Below are 16,150 nucleotides of genomic sequence, written 5' to 3' on the forward strand. Positions count from 1 at the left end.
GTCTATTTCTGGAGTATAGCAAACCTTGAATCCAAATATAGCCTCGTGGCGGGGGTCGATCGACCTTTTGGCAATTTTATTTGATTTTAGTCGTTGTGGGCGATCGATTTCTTCCGACTATTTCATCAACGGTTGAATTTCCTGCCGCAATTTCGACCAAGCCACCAAAACTTCCGGCTTAGAAGTAATCCCTTTTTGAACCAAAACAACTCCGTCCAATACTTCAGCAATTCCGTAAGAACCGTTCCGCAGAGCTTCGTCTGTAAAACGCACTGCCCCCCTAACTCTACCCCGATCCAGCGGAACTTTTAAATTATGCTGCTGCAACTGCCACAAATCTAACAGCGCATAATCGACATCGACTACCTTTCCCTCTTCATCTCGAAACTGCATCATTTCTAAACGGATGAGGTTTCTGCGACCCGAAAGGTGAGAAACTATGTAACCGCTTGTCGAAACGCTAGCAGCTTGCGGAATCAATTTTAGCACGGTTTGCAGGTCTGTGGCGTGTTCTAATTGCTCCGGCAAGGATTGATAAACCAAAGGATTAAAAGAATAAGGCGACAGAAAATACAAAGCCCCATAGGGATTGGAAGTCAAGGTAAATAATAGCGACAATCCAATACATCCAATCCAAAAACGGTGCAGCCTCGGTTTAAATCTTTCTGGATGTTCCGACCACCATAAAATTACAGCATAAACCAGTAAAGGAATCACGCTTAAGGTATAGCGAGTATTGATAGAAGTCGCTGATTTATTGTAAACTTGCACCAGCAGAACCAGCAAAGGAAAGCTTGACATAATCCAAGCTGGCAGCGAAACAACAGGTATAAATGCCAGCGGCAGCCACAAACCTAAAATAAACCTGATCCGCCTTTCTAAATCGTTAAAAAATACCTCAATTATAATTTGAGGTTGGGTAACGATCCCCCACAGCAGTTCCAGCGTAGACGGATTCTCTGTTTTGACGAATTTCCTAAAAAAATTAGCTAAGTAAAGCCGGGAATTGTCGTCAGAAAACATGGGCATCACAACATTGGTAATCAGCGAAACATAACTAAAACTCAACACGCACAGCGCTATTCCGGCTCGCAGATAGCGGCGGCTTACTATTAAATAAGCTCCGATTCCGAACAAACTAATTCCAGTTTCTTCGCGAATTCCTAACGTCAGCGCTGCAAAAATCCAAAACCACACCCACTTTTGCTTTTCTAAAGCTAACAGCAAACTAAATATAAATAGAGGAAGTTGGCAGTGTTCGTAAAAATTTCCCAGCGTCGGGCCTATTACACCATTTGCTCCGTAATAACTGGCTACTATCATTACCGACAGGGGAACAGATAGATAATGTCTTGCTAAAAGATACAAAACTATTCCGGCGGCGGCGATTAAAGCTACTTGCAAAACTATCAGGGTAACAGGGGATGGAAACAAGGCATAAATCGGCATCCAAATTAGAAAATTGATAACGAAGTGTTGCCCTAAATGGATGTAAGATGGAGATGACAGTTGTCTGTCTATCAGCGAGGCGCTGGAGGCGCCTGATGACAGGGAACTTTGAAAGAATCTGCCGTGTATGCTGTTCCAAAATACTTGGTTAAATAGGCCGTGATCGTAGGATGCTAAGAAGCTTTCGTAGCGAATTATGCTGAAAGTTAAAACTAATATAAAAAAAATCGCTGCTAGGATTGTAACTTGACGAAATCCTGTTTGATTGTTCCACGAGTCGAGAGGTTTGAATTTCATATTTTTTACTGCACCGATATTTTTTCTAAGGTTGATAGGACTTATCGACAAGTTGCCAGAAACCGGGTTTTTCGCCAAAATACTTGGCTCAAACCCTTAATAAGAGTTGAAAAACCCGGTTTCTTTAGTCGGAGCGATCAAGCCCTGGTTGACTGAAGTTGTGCTTAAATTCGGAAATAGAAATAAATTTGCCTTGGGTTTTAAGCTTGGTAAGGTATTTTTCTAGTTTGTCAACCATTTTGCTGCCTGAGTCTTTTTTGACGTAACCGGGTAATTTAAACTGGGAAATATCTGTGAATTCCCAGGGGTGAAAGTAGATGTTCAGATACGAGTCTGTTTCTAGCGTTAGCTTGGTTGCCAATTGTATCATTGACAGAGGAAAGTTTTTAAAGCTCAACCAAAATAACGGAAATCGGATCATAGGAGTGACTGAAATGGGAAGGTTGAGCAGTTTATTCGTATAATATGCAGTTCTGGATTTAGATAGATTATTGTATCTGCCTGGGATGTAAGTAGGATTCATTGAGGAGTTGTATTCGTAGCCTGCTTTTTCTATTTCTATGTCGTCAACTGGCTGAAGTCTTGCCATCCTGAATCCAGTGACTTGAGTATTCGTTATTTCTTCTAAGGTTTGCTTTGATTTTTGTAAATCTTCGAGGCTAAATTGAGAGTGGTAAAAGCCGTGGGAGGCGATTTCGTGGTGTTTTGATAGTTCTCTGATTGTATCTCGGTTGTTGAGTGCAAAGTTGGCTGTCACAAAAAATGTGGCTGTAATCTCTAATCTGTCGAGAAGTGCAATAATATTTGACAATCCTCGGCTAGATATTTCAAATTTGATTTCCTCTTCCAGGTGTTGACCGTATTCTTCGGGGATGTCAAATTCTTCTAGATCAAAACTCAACAATATTGATTTATTCATAGTAGCCTGCGCGGTCGTTGTATCTAATTTTAAACAAGCTGATCAGCATTTTTAGGGAATCTTTAAGTATGTTGACTTGAGAAAGTTTGTAGAGATGTTCTTGTGAAACTCGGGCGGGTATCTCACCAGTTGTATATCCTTTTTTGTGAGCTAAAAACAGCAGTTCTGCATCAAAGGAAAACCCGGTAATTGTTTGTCTTTTAAATATTTCTTGGGCTGGTATTTTCTTGAAGCCTTTGAGTCCGGCTTGCATATCTCTATATGGTAGATTCAGGATGGCTCTGGAAATTAAGTTAAATATTTTGCCAGCTATTTTTCTGAGTAAGGTAAGATTTCGGAAGTTGTCTCGATCGAGATTTCGGCAACCAATTACGACATCAAATTTTTCTAATTTTTCTACTAAGGGTTCGAGATGTTCGAGGGAGTATGCTAAGTCGCCATCCATGAAGCAAATGCAGTCGGCGTCTGCATCTTCGCATCCTTTTTTGACGGCATACCCTTTGCCTTGACGGTTGCTGTAAGAAATTAGTTTTATGTGATGTGTGGGAAAAGCTTTGAGTTTGTTTTCTATAATTTCCAGTGTATTGTCGGTCGAGCCGTCATTAACAATGATAAAATTGTAAGCATGATTTTTTTGAGTAAATTCTAAAATTCTGTCAAAGGTTGGCTCTATGCAATTTGCTTCGTTGTAAACAGGCAGAATTACTGCGATTTTCATCATTATTGTTCGATCGCGCTTTCGCAGAAGTATGCTACCACCTCGGGCAAGAAATCACAAGTACAGGACATCAGGTGTCAAAAAGTTAGCCAACAATAAATCTTGTCAAGTTTGAAGGGGGCTGCGGAAAAAGTACGATCGCCATAAATTGTATCATGGTAGGCTTGACCTAGCTCATCTTTAGGGGCGACACGGGCGATCGACAATCTAGACACTCCCAACATCTGAACTCGAAAAACCGTCATACTACCGCCTGAACTATATACCTTATGAGGTTGTAATTGTCAATGATAAATTATTTAGTTAACAAATGGCCCGAGTATTTTCAACCCGGTATGACGCCCCGAAAAAAACGTATTATTAGATTTTTACTAGCATTCCTCCTAACTTTCATCACCTATCAAGCAATCCTAGAAATCATCACAGTAGAAATTCCGATTTTCGGCTTTCACGATATAGTAGACCTGCGGAATCCCCAGGAAATACCGCCGCTGCGGCGAGACTTTCCCGGCGACTACAGCCAGCAAAACTTGGAACCTTTTTTAGAGGACTTAGTTAGGCAGAACTATTGGTTTTTGTCAACCCAAGAGCTTTACGAGTATTTCATCGCCAATCCCAAAAAGCCGGTACCGAGTGAATATCGCGATCGCAAAAAAGTTATGATTACCTTTGACGATGGCAACAAAAGCATTTATACGCACTTACTCCCGATTTTACAAAGACTCGAAAATAAATACAGCAGAAAAACTAAAGTAGTTGTATTTGTCAACTCCGGCTTTTTAGGTCGTCAAGACTCACTCATAAAAAAAGTAACTTGTCAGGACTTAAGAGACGGAATGCAAAAAGGATTTTATGACATTCAATCCCACGGACTGAACCACGAAAATCTTACAAAAATTTCTATGACAGCATTAGACAGAGAACTATCTCAAGACCAAATTAGACTCAGAAAATGCACCAAAGACTTAGATCCAAATCAAATAGTTGCGTCTCACATAGCCTACCCCTTTGGCGCAGTCAACAAAGAAGTTGACAAATATCTCGTCAAATACTTCTCATCAGGATACTTATACGACAGTCTCAAATTAAAATTGCGGTTTTTTCCACCCAATAAATACCGGGTTTCGAGATTAACAGTCAACAAAAAACACTCCGCAGAAAGACTCAGCAGCCTAGCATCAGGAAGCTGGCTACACAAACTAATTGGCAAAAAATAAGCTAGACAGCTTTTACAGTTATTCAATGAAGAATTGGTGAGTGCATTGGAACACGCAACATCGGAATCACAAAATAGCATCGAAAACCAAAAACCCTTAGCAATTGCTGCCGTTTCCCAACGCGCCGACGCACTGGATGCGCTGCGCGGACTAGCAGTATTAGCAATGGTTTTATCAGGTACAATAGCCCGCAAAACCTTACCAGCGTGGATGTATCACGCCCAATTACCACCACCAGACCATATTTTCAATAACAAACTGCCAGGATTAACCTGGGTTGACTTAGTTTTCCCCTTCTTTTTGTTTGCAATGGGCGCCGCGATACCGCTAGCTTTGTCGCGCCGCATCGCCAAGGGAGGGGATTTTAAAAAAGTAATATTCTCTATTTTGCAAAGAGGCTTTTTGTTAGCATCATTTGCGATATTTCTCCAGCACATTCGCCCGACTACAATTAATCCAGACGAACCCAGCCCACAAAAGTGGTGGCTGGCTTTGTGCGGTTTTTTTCTATTATTTTTAATGTACGTTCGCTGGCCACAAAAATGGTCAACTTGGCTGTGGCGAGGGATGACAGTTGCTGGTTGGAGTGCCGGGATTAGCTTCATCTCTCATATCAAATATCCCGATGGTAGGGGAATTTCTTTTGAACGCAACGATATTATCTTGATGGTACTGGCAAATGTGGCGGTTTTCGGATCGATAATTTGGCTGTTTACTCGTTCAAATGTGTGGATGCGAGTAGGATTTTTGGGTTTGCTGTTGGCAGCGCGGATGTCTTCTCATACTGACGGTTGGATTCAGTCTATTTGGCTGTACTCTCCTGCACCTTGGCTGTTTCAATTTGATTATTTAAAGTATTTGTTTGTAGTGATTCCTGGTACGATTGTTGGAGATTTACTTGCAAGGTGGATAGAGTATCGTTCGCCGGAAGAGGCGATTTATGCTAGCTGGAAAAGTTGGCGCTATTTTAGCATTATGATTTTGATGTTTGCTGTCAATTTAGTTTTGTTAGTTGGACTGCAATCTAGATTGGTGTGGCAGACGACCTTAGTGACGGTGGTACTGTGTTTGTGCGGTTTGCTTTTGTTGAGAAAGCCTCGGAATGTCACGGAAAATGTATTGAGCCGCCTTTACAAATGGGGTTTTTATTGGCTGTTTCTGGGTTTACTGTTTGAGCCTTATGAAGGTGGAATTAAGAAAGATTCGGCGACGATGAGTTACTTTTTTGTAACGACTGGAATGGCGATTTTTCTGTTAATTGGGTTGACGATAATTATCGATGTGTTTCAGAAGAGATGGTTTTTGCAGTTGTTTATTGATAACGGGGTGAATCCGATGATTGGGTATGCGGGATTTGCGAATATTATCTGGCCGATTCTGGTGTTAAATGAATGGGAACCTGTGATTATTGAGATGACTTCAACTGATCCGTTTATGGGTTTTTTGAGGGGCTTTGGATATACGGCGATTTTAGCGTTAATTGTGGTGATGTTTACGAGGTTGAAACTATTTTTGAGGACGTGAGTTAATTAAAGGGCGAGTTTATCTTCAGCTATTGTAGCGGAATGATTTAACCGCAGAGAACACAGAGGACGCAGAGGGAGAGAATGGATCGTGACTTACGCACGGGGTTCATAAACCTGGTTTTTGGTCTCCCATGCGTAACTTCTAGGAAAGTGACTTTAAAATGCCACTTTCTAATTGATAAATCGCTGCCATAATTCCAGTTTCAGGATTGGTTAACAGGGATTTTTTGACATCTTTCAAGTAACTTACAAGGTGTTCGCGCAAAATTGGTCTTTCTATTGTGACTGTATGATTGTAATCCCACAAATCCCACATGATAATCCCGACACCGACAATCGGGTCGATTAAACCTACTCCTAGCTGACTTGCAACTGTACCGCCTGTTTTTGTTGCTATTTTGGCGGCGGCTTTGCTGGCAACTTTTGCTGTAACTTTGCTGCCGACTTTGGTTGCTACTCCCAATATTAATGGTTTAGCAATTAAGTAACCGCTGCCGCCAACTAATACTTTTAATGATAAATTTGAGACGTTTCCTTTGTCGCTAATTGTGGTGGCAATGTCGTTCAGATATTTGTCCCACTGTACTTGTGGGATGTTATAGTTGTTTTGAACTACTTTGACATTTTTGCTGACTTCGGCTATGTACAAGTTAGCAGTATCTTGAGTGATTAATTGAAATTTCAATTGAGCATTTTTGGGAACCAGCACGCGGTTAGCAAATTCTCTTTGGAAGTCTTCTGTTAATTTTTCGGAAACAGCGCGAGATGCTGCTGTCATGTCAAATCGGTTGAGTACGGCGGATTTGACGAAGTTGAAAGGTACTGTAAACTCCATCTTTTTTTGGTTGAAGTAATCGAAGTACCAATCGAGGAAGCTGTTGTCTACTCGTGCTATTACTTCGGTTTCCCATTTGTCCAATTCTTTTGATGCGAAAGTCTCGGCTGTTGTATTGGCTTTTTGAATGGCGTTTTTAAGGTCTTGGTTGATTTTGCTGAAGTCGTGGGGCGGGGAGACTACAACTGTTGTGGTTGCGGTATTTGTTAGGGATTTGGAGATTAGAAAGTTGCCTAGTAGGGGAATGATGACTACTATAATGACAACTGTCCAAATCATCGGTGTCACGGTTTTGATAAACTGGGTGATGACTTTGAGGCGTTCTGTTTTCTCTGAGTAGCTGATTTTTTCGCTGTCTCGACTCATGGCGGTTCCTCAATTGATGAGAATTTCGGGCTAGTTTTGATTATAGGCGGCGTTTTGGGCGATCGTGTTGCGGGCGTGTAGGCTGGGATTCTGCAAAGGTTGGGGGAAAGGGCGATCGCACTATATTATCAAAGCTAATTTGTGGTCAACCAAAAACTATCGCCCTCGCCTCAATTCTTTAATATCTGCCATTCAACTAATGCTCAGCTTTAACTTTTAGCCTCACTTCATTGCCGTTTTCCACCAACTTCGCAAAGGGTCGCTTTTAGGTGCCATATATCGCGCTTTAACTCGAATTAAATTGAGTACATCGCGTAGTGTTTGCGAATCAACACCTGCTTCCTCTGACCAATGCTTAACTATCTCTAGGGTTGATAAAATCTGAATCTGTGGTGTCTCTTTCCGAAAAAACGATATCGCCCGTTTATCATCCGTCGCCATTGCCCATTCTCGGTGAACCGCGATCGCGCCGGTCGCTGATTCGCCGTCACCTAAAATAGCAGCATAATTCACAAACGATTCTGCCTCCTCTTCAGACTCAAAATCCACGGTTATAAGTAAACTTTGTGCGATCGCTGCCTCGAATTGTGTCGCACCATCATTTTCCTCTCCCTCAAGGCGTTGGAGCGTCTTTAACTCGCACTCTTGCACAACCTGGGTGACTGCAACCTGAACAGGAATAGACTTCAGAATTGCCAGGAATTGACCCGAAGCACAAAAGTTTAGAACGCAACAGGCATCAAGAAGAAGGTGGGAGTGAACAATCTGCATAATTTGACTTCTCCCACTACTCCTGCATATTGATCAGATCGAAATGAGAAGCTTCCTCCATCATTCCGCTTGAATGTTCCCGCAATGTTTCTGCAATGCGGCGGGCCTCCAGACGATCGACATTTAGGAAATCAGAAAAGCGACTCTCTGTAATCAGTCCCTGATCCAACGCCTCAATCGCGAGATGCTGATAGTGGAGAGGGATAGTATCAGTGCGCTGTGGGATATCTTCTAAGCCCAGCTCCTGTTGTACCTTTCTAACTTTCAAGCCACGATCGCGCAATCGCTCCCAAGTTCCAGTCCGCACAAGCTCCATTTCTTCTAACCGATAAGCAAGCGCTTCTATGGAAACACCGTAGTAATGCGCTAGTGTGAATAGATGAGTCGGAGTAAACTTGCCATGCGTGCGGCACATATCGTTGAATCGCCTGAACAAGCCGCTGGTGGGCATCAGGAAATATTTTGGGAAAGTGTCGGCCAGTCGCTCGCTCTCTGGAACTCGCTGATACTGACCTTCAAATTCCAACACAGCTTTTCGCCGATGTGCGAGAAAGTGAAGGTATTCGTGAGCCAGCGACCAACGCCGCCGCTCCTCTGGATGGTTAGCATTGATTGCTATGCAACCGCCAAGTCGTTCATCGTAGCTGTAAATCCCCGAGTATTTTGGTGGCATTTTTAGATAAAAGATGCGAAGTCCCACATCCTGCTCTAAAATGTCCCGCAGACGTAAAATAGGCCCATCTCCAAGCCCAAGGCGCTGGCGCTCTGCAACTGCTATGCTCTCGGCACTAGCCTTGAGTGGCATATTAGTCACCTCGCACTCAGGAGGATAGTTCTGGGGAAGTGGTGCGGACATAATTTCTTCAAGCTCTAGGTAATTCCGACACAACTCCTCTAGCTGCTGAATTGCTGGTTCAATCTGTACCTCTTCTCCCTCACTGCGCTGGTAGGCAGCTCGGAATTGCATCTCAAAAGGTTGGATTACGGGACGAGATCGAACAAAGTCACTAACGGATCGCCCGTAGGCGCGGGCGAGTTTAATCAGTTCGGTTGCCTTAATGCGACGCTCTCCTTTCTCGATCGCAACTATAGTGGTACGTGCAACATCAATGATGTTAGCCGCATCAGACTGAGTCATACCGCATTTTTTACGTGCCTGTTGAAGGAGTTCCCCAAGCGTTCGCAGATCGATGTTGTCAAGGATGTTGGTAGTCATACATTTTTCCTCAACTTTACTGAGCTTTGACTGCGTGTCTGTTCAATACCTGCTGTTTGCCATGTTGATTCAACTGGTCAACCGCAATTTGGGATTTGACTGTATCCCATTCAGAAACATAGTTTCGATAAAGCTGAATCAGGTGGCTCCGCATATCAGCGGGCTGTAGGCTTTCTGCCCCAGCGCCGCGATCGACGATATCATCTAGGTCTGAAAACTCTCGGGTTAAAGCTTCCCACTGAAGACCCATTTCATCTGATACATTGAGCAAGCTGCGGAGGGTGTTAACCTGCACAAGCATATGAGCCAGATGCAAACTGGATTCCTTGGGCGGGCGCTTTCCGTGGAACACTACGTAACGGGTTAGATCTTCTAGATCGTTAGCCGCAAGCGACTGTCGTCTTAACAAACAAGAGGAGCAGTAACCACACTGAATCGGCTGCTGGCGATGTGGGCTGTCGCATGACATAGTTAGCGACGGTAAGTCGTTTCTCCCTTCTTCAGCCAATGTTTTGCACATTTTGGCTTTAGTCCAGAACAGAAATGGGTTTTGCACACGGAATTCTTCTCCCAAAAGTTCTGAGACGACATCGCTCACCATAAGTAAAGTCAGTGGGTGAACAGAGCGAGAGTGATCCAGTCCTACAGCAGATGCACGGTAAGGAAGGTTGATCGCCCCAATCCCATTCTCGTAAACACAGATAACCCGCCGATTCATAAGGTATGCACACGCAGCACCAAGCAGAGTGAATACAACACCTCGCGCACGCGAACGCTTGTTCTTGTGCTGCATATCGCTATCGTGGAAGCGGATCGGGACGCGGAAAAGATGACAACGACCGGGGAATATAGACTCAACCTTTTTTCCTACTCGTCCCTGGCGGGCATAGACACTATTGTTACTACCACTTCCAAACAGCACGAACGACTTTTCTGGATACATCCGAAGACGAGTGTACAAACCCGCCAGAGCATCAAGTCCACCACTCCAAAGCGCGACTTCACAGCATTGAGGTACTATTGACAAAAAAACTAATTGTTGCTCAACAAAACGTTCCGGTGCGACTCTTGCTTGAAAGTCGAAAACCCATTCGCTCCAAGTCGCCCATTCCAGCAAGTCTTCCAGTTTTGTTCTGAATGGTTCGGCACTTAACAATTCTGGATGACGGACAGGAAGCACCACAAAAAGACGACGCTTCTTCTCTCTGAGATTTTGGGGCGCAAGGCGATCGGAAGCATGGATTGCAACGGCGAGGTCAACGAGGTCAGCAATGAGGGCTGGAAACTCTGCCTGAACCCGATACCCGAATGCTTTATCATCCAGATTGATACCAACAGTTAGCTCTTTGCCCTGAGAGTGATCTATGAATCGCACACGCCCATTACTGTTCAATATAGGTTCAAAGTGCAAGGTGTAATCGCTGTAATCAGTGTTGTGAAGCTTCTGCTCAATCGAAGGTTCGTAGTTCATCGCAGATCATCCTCATCCCTATTTATTTCTATCACCTTTTTGCGTGGAGACCTTCGCAGGTTTTTCACATCTCCATCCGCAGTAGCTTTGCTTGCCCATTTGCTGATTTCGGCCAACATATCTGGACGGAGAGACTCAACACGCTCTGTAATGGTCGCGTTATCAACATCAGCATGGTGATTAGGCGTCAGGGGAATGCGTTGCTCAAATTTTGCCTTGTACACTTCCTGGAAGAATCGCTCTACAACAGCTTCCGGCAAATTGCTAGTTTCTGCTGCATGGTGATAGCGAAATTCATGTAGGATTCCCTTACCAGCACGACGCAGTAGTTCTTGGACATGATGCTTAACTTTCGCTTGTCCTACCTGTCGATCGATCTCCATGCTTAAAGCAGCCCAATTCACAGAGCTATTCTGGTCTGCATTTTCCATCGCCTGTCTGAACATCTCCCCGATTTGCTTGGCGTATGCGATCCCAATACCGTAGTTTTTCTTGATGTCCCGTATCACAGCACCCTTCACAACCCAAGCATATTCACTGTTGTTATCTTTTCCTTCACAAAGCAACTTATACGGATTCTGGTAAAACCACGAAAGCTGACTGTGAACGATATCTCCGTCGGGCATGGTGGAACCTCCAAGGCTCGGAGTTTGCTTGTATGATCAAGTTAGCTCATTTTTCTGACAATGTCAAGTATTACTGCGCCCAAAAGTAGTAAATGTCAGAATGGAGGTTCCCAAGATTGGGTATAGCCCACACTCGGAGATGAGGAAGGGCATCAGTGGTACTCGATCGCGCACCCAATCCCCCACCTCGCAGCAACAGACGGGCGATCGTACTAATTTAACGGGGAGGCTGGAAAATAGGTTCAACCTAACCGATGACAAAAAATCTTAAAAGCTTACTCTGCAAGGCTTTGAGTGGATAAACATCAAAAAAGGTGCGATCTGGCGATCGATCGTCAATGAAAAAGTGAGGCTTGTAGAGAAGTAGGTTCAAGACAGAAAAACCCGGTTTCTTGGAGAAACCGGGTTTTGAATTCAACCCTAAAAACGACTAAACCTTCGCTTCTTTCTTCACCAAATCACCCCAACCCAAATCCTTCAGCGAATTATTCCGGCGCAGCGGACGAGTCACCAACTCCAAAATATCCCGCGCATTCCCAAAGCCGTGAATCTGAGCGAAAGTAAACTCAACTGACCACTTAGTATTAATTCCCCGCGCTTCCAAAGGATTAGCGTGGGCCATACCGGTAATCACCAAGTCGATATTCTGCGCGTAAATCCGCTGTAGCTGATTGTAATTGTCTGGTTTTTCGACAATCCGAGGATTAGGAACTCCCATCTCGTGACAAGTCTTTTCTAACAAAGCTAATTCGGCTGCTTGATAGCGTTTGTCCATGTAAGGAATGCCGATTTCTGGGCAAGTCATGCCACAGCGAATCAAGAATCTTGCTAAAGAAATTTCTAGCAAGTTGTCGCCCATGAAGAAGACTGATTTGCCGCGAATGATTTGCAGATAATCTTCTAAACCAGCCCAGATTTGTGCTTCCCGTTCGTCTAAACCTTTTGGTTCAATGTTGAGTACAGAGCAAATCTTTTCAATCCAAGCGCGAGTTCCGTCTGGCCCGATCGGGAATGGAGCACCAATTAGCTTACACTTACGACGGCGCATCAACGTCGAAGCGGTACGGGACAAGAACGGATTCATGCCAGATACATAATAACCTTCTTCCAGAACTGGCAATTCAGTGTAGCGTTTGGAAGGAAGCCAACCAGAAACTTTGATGCCTTGCTTCTTCAATTCTAAGGTTAGCTGAGTCACAACCGGGTCGGGCAAGGAACCGAAAAGTACCAGCGGTGTGTGCTTGACATATTCCGATTCTTCTGCTGCAACTTCCTCTTTTTTCTTGCCGAAATTCAGCAGTTGAGAAATAGCATTGCGTTCTACTTTTTGAGATTCCATCACTGGCGCTTTCTCAGGGCATTTAGCAGCCATCGCCGCCAAAACTGTATCTTCACCTTGAGTAAAGGCGTAATCCAAGCCGTTAGCGCGGGCTGTGACGATGGGAATGCCAATTTCGGCTTCCAGCTTCGGCGCCAAGCCTTCTAAGTCCATTTTGATGATTTCGGTGGTGCAAGTACCGATCCAAACAATTACGCTGGGGTTACGATCGCGCTTAATTTGCAAGCACAGCCGCTTCAACTCATCAAAATCGTTTAATTGAGCGGAAATGTCGCCTTCTTCCAACTCAGCCATCGCATAGCGCGGTTCGGCAAAAATCATCACGCCCATGGCGTTTTGCAAGAAGTAGCCGCAAGTTTTGGTACCGATGACTAGGAAAAAGCTATCTTCAATTTTTTGATAAAGCCAAGCTACGCAGCTAATCGGACAAAATGTGTGATAATTACCAGTTTCGCATTCAAAGTTTAAAGCTTCTGGCTCAGTAGTCGTAATTGCAGTCATATTTCAAATGTTCTCCATTTAAATTGTTTTTCGTCTTGAACTTTCCCAGGCTAGGCTAGCGAGGAAATAGCTGTATTTGGCGATCGCGCGATCGCAGAACAATAATAGAAATACCTGGTTTTGGCGTAATTCCTGTGAAAAATAGATGCAGCAAACTGAATATTTTCGCAGCAGCAGCATCTAAAATTCCAGCTCAAAAATTCTGCGCGAGGGCTTGTAATCCCTCACAGCAGGGATTTAGTGTTTTTCAACTCGCTAAGCTAAAAACCATTTTGGTGGTTGTGAGTTTGAGTCAATTAAAATTTAACAATTAAAATTTAACAACTCGCAACTCACAACTCACAAATAGGCGGGAAAACTCCCGACTAGGATAGACTTTGGCGATCGCAACAACCTTACTTAAAATCCGACAAAAAGCCCGAAATCTCTTCATCCTCATCATCAGAATCCAAATCACCGAGACCTAGAGCATCTAAATCATCTTCATCAGGATCTCCGGTAGTTGCTTCCCCCAAATCGTCTAGTCCGAGTTCGTCGAGGTCATCGTCATCAGATACAGAGAAATCGTCAAGACCATCTTCGTCCAAGTCGCCCAGATCCATATCTAGGTCATCTGAGGTCGTAGCCCCAAACGGATCGGGTATTGCTTCGGCGACAAACTCTGCATCTTCTTCCCCAAACGGATCGGATATCCCCGCTTCGAGATCCCCAGAGGTCAAAGTCCCAAATTCTGAGGCTTCATCTTCCTCGTCATCGAGGTCGAGACCGCCCAAAGCCGAGCCTTCATCTTCCTCATCGTCGAGGTCGAGACCGCCCAAAGCTGAGGCTTCATCTTCCTCATCATCGAGGTCGAGACCGCCCAAAGCTGAGGCTTCATCTTCCTCATCGTCGAGGTCGAGACCGCCCAAAGCTGAGGCTTCATCTTCCTCGTCATCGCCCATATCGAAGTCTGATATGGCGTCTTCCTCATCCTCGCCCATATCGAAGCCAGATATGCCGTCTTCCTCATCCTCGCTCATATCAAAGTCTGATATGGAGTCTTCCTCATCGTCCCCGAGAGCGAGACCGTCCAAAGCCGAGGCTTCTTCTTCCTCATCCTCGTCCATGTCGAAGTCGGAGACAGATTCTTCCTCATCCTCGTCCATGTCGAAGTCAGAGATAGATTCTGCCTCGTCCTCGTCCATGTCGAAGTCGGAGATAGATTCTGCTTCGTCCTCGTCCATGTCGAAGTCAGAGACTGCTTCTTCCTCATCCGGTCTCAGTGCGTTAACAGCAGCAGCCAGACCAGCGACTCCGGCGACTCCGGCGACTACTCCGGCTGCTGTTAACGCCGCACCGCCTAATTTATTAGATTTGGCATCAGCAGTTGGAGCGGCTGCGGGTGCAGCAGTTGCAGTTGGAGCGGCTGCGGGTGCAGCAGTTGCAGTTGGAGCGGCTGCGGGTGCAGCAGTTGCAGTTGGAGTGGCTGCGGGTGCAGCAGTTGCAGTTGGAGCGGCTGCGGGTGCAGCAGTTGCAGTTGGAGGTTGACCGGCTACCTGTGGCACGGTACTTGAAGGCATACCCAGTGCTAGATCCGGGTCAAAATTTAGACCCAAGACTTCGATCAGGCTGTCTGCATCCGGCTTGAGTTTTGAGAAGGGCAGCATTAATTGCTGGAGTTCCGGCTCCAGGGCAGCCGCAATTCCCAGGATGAGGTAAGAAACAGGCCTTTTCCCGCCGTCGGGTGTGGCGACCGTGTTGTCAGCCGTCATGTGCAGGAGCAGCCAAGTCCGATTTGCCTGGTAGTAGTCCAACCACTTCTGTTTGAGAGCAACTGAAAAAGTATCAAAAAAAGCCATAACCTCTTTATCCTCATCCTGATCGCTAGACCTATTAAACCATCATCAGGTCTAGCTCATCTTCCTCCTTCTTGACCACTGGTTGCACAGGATTTAGATAAAAATCTGACAACAAGGAGAATAATTCGCGATCGGGCGTGTCGTTGGGCACTACTCCTTCGGGCATTGCCAAAATTTGGTCGGCGATGTTGAGGTAGTAATCGCAGACGTAGTTGAGGGAGGGATCGCTCTCGGCCATCTCAAACAAAGTCTTGCCTTTGACGCGAGAAACGCGGATGTCTTCAATTAGCGGCAGGACTTCGAGCACTGGCATGGGTACAGTGTCGATGTACTTGTCGATCAAATCGCGCTTGGAGGTGCGGTTGCCAATTAGACCGGCGAGGCGCAACGGGTGAGTGCGGGCTTTTTCGCGAACTGAGGCGGCGATGCGGTTGGCTGCAAATAATGCGTCGAATCCGTTGTCGGTCACAATCATGCAGTAGTCGGCGTAGTTCAATGGGGCAGCAAAACCGCCGCACACTACGTCGCCGAGTACGTCGAACAGGATGATGTCGTATTCCTCAAAGGCGTTGAGTTCTTTGAGCAGTTTAACGGTCTCTCCGACTACGTAGCCGCCGCAACCAGCTCCTGCGGGCGGGCCGCCTGCTTCTACGCAGTCAACGCCGCCGTAGCCTTTGTAGATGACATCTTCGGGCCAAACGTCTTCGTAGTGATAGTCCTTTTCCTGAAGGGTGTCAATAATTGTGGGGATCAAGAAGCCCGTGAGGGTAAATGTGCTGTCGTGCTTTGGATCGCAACCGATTTGCAAAACTTTCTTGCCGCGTTTGGCTAGGGCAACGGAGATGTTGCAGCTTGTTGTCGATTTGCCAATTCCACCTTTTCCGTAAACTGCGAGTTTCACTCTTTTTTTCTCCTATAGGTTTCTATCAAAACGATCGGGCTGGGGTTTGACGCTTTGATGTTGCGATCGCTACGCCTCTAATCGCCAATTAATTGGACAAACGTGGACTCAGCATACAAAAGAAAACCTTGGCACCTCAAAAGTGGTCATTCTTTTTGGC

Annotated in this window: 14 protein-coding genes; 2 read left to right on the top strand and 12 right to left on the bottom strand. The window is 45.2% G+C overall.

Annotated elements, in window-relative coordinates; translation table 11 throughout:
• Positions 1–117: 117 nt before the first annotated feature.
• The 4 genes from JGK22_RS18995 to JGK22_RS19010 all read right to left on the bottom strand — a co-directional run bounded on the left by JGK22_RS18995 (position 118) and on the right by JGK22_RS19010 (position 3,628).
• The gene (locus JGK22_RS18995) at positions 118–1,746 is read right to left on the bottom strand and encodes a DUF2079 domain-containing protein (protein WP_293190530.1); all 1,629 of its coding nucleotides are present in this window, start codon (positions 1,744–1,746) and stop codon (positions 118–120) included.
• Between the two features lie 124 nt (positions 1,747–1,870).
• The gene (locus JGK22_RS19000; RefSeq protein WP_293313400.1) at positions 1,871–2,665 is read right to left on the bottom strand and encodes a polysaccharide deacetylase family protein; all 795 of its coding nucleotides are present in this window, start codon (positions 2,663–2,665) and stop codon (positions 1,871–1,873) included.
• Complete coding sequence (locus JGK22_RS19005) at positions 2,658–3,386, bottom strand: glycosyltransferase (protein WP_293207094.1); 729 nt, start codon at positions 3,384–3,386, stop codon at positions 2,658–2,660. The genes JGK22_RS19000 and JGK22_RS19005 overlap by 8 nt, the downstream gene beginning before the upstream one ends.
• Before the next feature lie 74 nt (positions 3,387–3,460).
• Complete coding sequence (locus JGK22_RS19010; protein WP_293183239.1) at positions 3,461–3,628, bottom strand: hypothetical protein; 168 nt, start codon at positions 3,626–3,628, stop codon at positions 3,461–3,463.
• Between the two features lie 90 nt (positions 3,629–3,718).
• Between JGK22_RS19010 and JGK22_RS19015 the strand changes: the two genes are divergently transcribed.
• Together JGK22_RS19015 and JGK22_RS19020 are read left to right on the top strand one after the other, a co-directional pair.
• On the top strand, positions 3,719–4,600 hold the full coding sequence (locus JGK22_RS19015) for a polysaccharide deacetylase family protein (RefSeq protein WP_293313402.1): 882 nt from the start codon (positions 3,719–3,721) through the stop codon (positions 4,598–4,600).
• Between the two features lie 36 nt (positions 4,601–4,636).
• A complete protein-coding gene (locus JGK22_RS19020; protein ID WP_293207099.1) occupies positions 4,637–6,124 on the top strand; it encodes a DUF5009 domain-containing protein in 1,488 nt (495 codons plus the stop codon).
• 144 nt (positions 6,125–6,268) lie between these two features.
• Here the strand turns inward: JGK22_RS19020 and JGK22_RS19025 are convergent, their stop codons facing one another.
• From JGK22_RS19025 to bchL, 8 genes are all read right to left on the bottom strand, one after another.
• Positions 6,269–7,327 carry a hypothetical protein gene (locus tag JGK22_RS19025; RefSeq protein WP_293183233.1) on the bottom strand — a complete coding sequence of 353 codons (1,059 nt, stop codon included), beginning with the start codon at positions 7,325–7,327 and terminating at the stop codon, positions 6,269–6,271.
• A gap of 222 nt (positions 7,328–7,549) precedes the next feature.
• Positions 7,550–8,098: a hypothetical protein gene (locus JGK22_RS19030; protein WP_293183231.1), complete on the bottom strand. Its 549-nt coding sequence runs from the start codon at positions 8,096–8,098 to the stop codon at positions 7,550–7,552.
• Between the two features lie 16 nt (positions 8,099–8,114).
• Positions 8,115–9,314, bottom strand: coding sequence for an XRE family transcriptional regulator (locus JGK22_RS19035; RefSeq protein ID WP_293183229.1), 1,200 nt, complete (start codon positions 9,312–9,314; stop codon positions 8,115–8,117).
• 16 nt (positions 9,315–9,330) lie between these two features.
• On the bottom strand, positions 9,331–10,785 hold the full coding sequence (locus JGK22_RS19040) for a 7-cyano-7-deazaguanine synthase (RefSeq protein ID WP_293183227.1): 1,455 nt from the start codon (positions 10,783–10,785) through the stop codon (positions 9,331–9,333).
• Positions 10,782–11,411 carry a hypothetical protein gene (locus JGK22_RS19045; RefSeq protein ID WP_293183225.1) on the bottom strand — a complete coding sequence of 210 codons (630 nt, stop codon included), beginning with the start codon at positions 11,409–11,411 and terminating at the stop codon, positions 10,782–10,784. The genes JGK22_RS19040 and JGK22_RS19045 overlap by 4 nt, the downstream gene beginning before the upstream one ends.
• A gap of 430 nt (positions 11,412–11,841) precedes the next feature.
• On the bottom strand, positions 11,842–13,251 hold the full coding sequence (locus tag JGK22_RS19050) for a ferredoxin:protochlorophyllide reductase (ATP-dependent) subunit N (RefSeq protein WP_293183221.1): 1,410 nt from the start codon (positions 13,249–13,251) through the stop codon (positions 11,842–11,844).
• A 395-nt stretch (positions 13,252–13,646) separates the two neighbouring features.
• Positions 13,647–15,089, bottom strand: a complete 1,443-nt coding sequence (locus JGK22_RS19055) for a DUF5331 domain-containing protein (protein WP_293183219.1) — start codon at positions 15,087–15,089, stop codon at positions 13,647–13,649.
• 34 nt (positions 15,090–15,123) lie between these two features.
• Positions 15,124–15,990 carry a ferredoxin:protochlorophyllide reductase (ATP-dependent) iron-sulfur ATP-binding protein gene (gene bchL, locus JGK22_RS19060; RefSeq protein WP_265237962.1) on the bottom strand — a complete coding sequence of 289 codons (867 nt, stop codon included), beginning with the start codon at positions 15,988–15,990 and terminating at the stop codon, positions 15,124–15,126.
• Positions 15,991–16,150: the final 160 nt, after the last annotated feature.

The organism is Microcoleus sp. PH2017_08_TRC_O_A, assembly GCF_020738665.1.
Taxonomy (GTDB): domain Bacteria; phylum Cyanobacteriota; class Cyanobacteriia; order Cyanobacteriales; family Microcoleaceae; genus Microcoleus.